This is a genomic window from Streptomyces fuscigenes (assembly GCF_021556455.1).
GTDB classification, from domain to species: domain Bacteria; phylum Actinomycetota; class Actinomycetes; order Streptomycetales; family Streptomycetaceae; genus Streptomyces; species Streptomyces fuscigenes.
Genome location: NZ_JAKGCV010000721.1, coordinates 1 through 1,692 on the forward strand (window position 1 = coordinate 1; position 1,692 = coordinate 1,692).

Genomic DNA, 1,692 nt, shown 5'->3' on the forward strand with positions numbered 1-1,692 from the left:
CCCGCGGCCCGTCCCGCCGCACCCGCACCACCCGTCCCCCGAGGCCGGGAGGGCCTCAGGCCCTCCCGGCCTCGGTCCGTGCCGCGCCCCGCTTCCGCGCCCCCGGACGTGACGGGGGTGAGGGGCCGGGCGGCCCCGGCCCCCGGGCCTCACGGGGTACGCCCGGCCGGGCGGTTCACGGCATGACCCCGGCCGCCCTCCCCCGCGCCGGCAGCTTCTCCGCGGCCCGCGGCGCGACCAGGCCCGGCGAGCCGCCGGCCGGGCGCAGGCGCCGCCGCACCCCGCGCACCAGGCGCTCTGCGGTGTACGTGGCGCCGTGGACGAACCGCATCGACGGGCCGAACGACGGCGCGCTCAGCAGCCCCGCGAGGAACAGGCCCGGGTACGACGACTCGAAGCAGCCGCTCGCCTCGGGCCCCCCGCCGTCGGCCACGGTGGCGAGGCCGTCGCGCAGTTCGGGGGCGAGCAGGGCGAGCCGGTCGAGGGCCGGCGTGAAACCGGTGGCCGCGACGACGTGGTCCGTCTCCAGGCGGGCCGTGCCGCCGTCGGCGTCCGCGAGGCGCAGCCGGAGCCGGCCGCCGGCGGGCGCCGCGGCGACGATCTGCTCGCCGAGCCGCACCTCGACGGCGCCCTCGAAGCGCTCCCGCAGCCACCAGGCCCCCGCAGGGCCGAGCGCCGAGGCGAACACCCGGGCCCGGGTCGCGGCGGGCAGCCGGCGAAACGCCCCCGGGGTCTCGGCGTACAGCCAGTTGCGCCACCCGCAGCCGAGTCCGGTGTGCGGGCCGCGCACGCGCTGGGCGAGCGGGCGCGCCAGCGGGGGCGGCGGGGTGTTCCAGTCCAGCGCCGGGGAGCGCGCCACCACGCGCACGCGCGTGCCCTGTTCGGCGAGGAGCGCGGCCGTCTCCAGCGCGGCCTGCCCCGCCCCGACGACGGTCACGTCCCGGCCCTCGAAGTGGCCGAGGCCGGCGTGGTGGCTGCTGTGCGAGGCCAGCTCCGGCGGCAGGCCGCGCAGCACCTCCGGCACCTCCACGAAGGGCATGACGCCGACGGCGAGGGCGACGGTACGGGTGAGGACGGGCTCGCCGTCCGCCGTGGTCACCAGGAAGCCGCCCGGACCGGGCCGCACCGACACGACCTCCCGCTCGTCGGCGGGCGGCGCCGCCTGCCGCGCGAACCACAGCCCGTACGCGGCGAAGAACCGGACGGGTACGGGGACTCCGTGCCGCGCGGGCGTGCCCTGCGCGGCGGAGTAGGCGGCGAGGGTGTGCGCGCCGTCCGGGTCGGAGAGGTTCGACGCCCACGGCTCCGACTTGAGGAACATGCCCGGCGGCATGTGCCGAAGCCAGGACGCCATCGGCCGGCCGAAGACCTTGACGTCGAGACCGGCGCGGGCCGCGTGGGCCGCGACGGACAGGCCGTAGGGCCCTGCGCCCACAACTACGAGGTCGTACATGGGGGTTCCGCTCTGTGTGTGTCGTCTCAGGGATTCGTCGGGGGTGCTTCGGGGGTGCTTCAGGGATTCGTCGGGAGTCCGTCGCATATGCGTCGGGGAGCCGTGGCCTCGAACGCGCCGTCACGGTGCCGCCCGCGCGGGGCGCCGCCGGGGGACCCGTCGTCGCGGCGTCCCGGTCGCGGAGCCGCCGTCACGGCAGGGAGGGGGCGCGGTCGCCGGCCGGTGCCCGATCCGGCGTC

The 1,692-nt window shown here is 78.7% G+C and carries 1 protein-coding gene; it reads right to left on the reverse strand.

The features are described from left to right. Positions 1-175: 175 nt before the first annotated feature. Positions 176-1,453, reverse strand: a complete 1,278-nt coding sequence (locus L1885_RS28070; protein WP_235799955.1) for an FAD-dependent oxidoreductase — start codon at positions 1,451-1,453, stop codon at positions 176-178. Positions 1,454-1,692 lie beyond the last annotated feature (239 nt).

Bases quoted from the DNA above. Each gene is read 5' to 3' on its own strand.
- L1885_RS28070 (WP_235799955.1), bottom strand. From the start codon at position 1,453: ATGTACGACCTCGTAGTTGTGGGCGCAGGGCCCTACGGCCTGTCCGTC.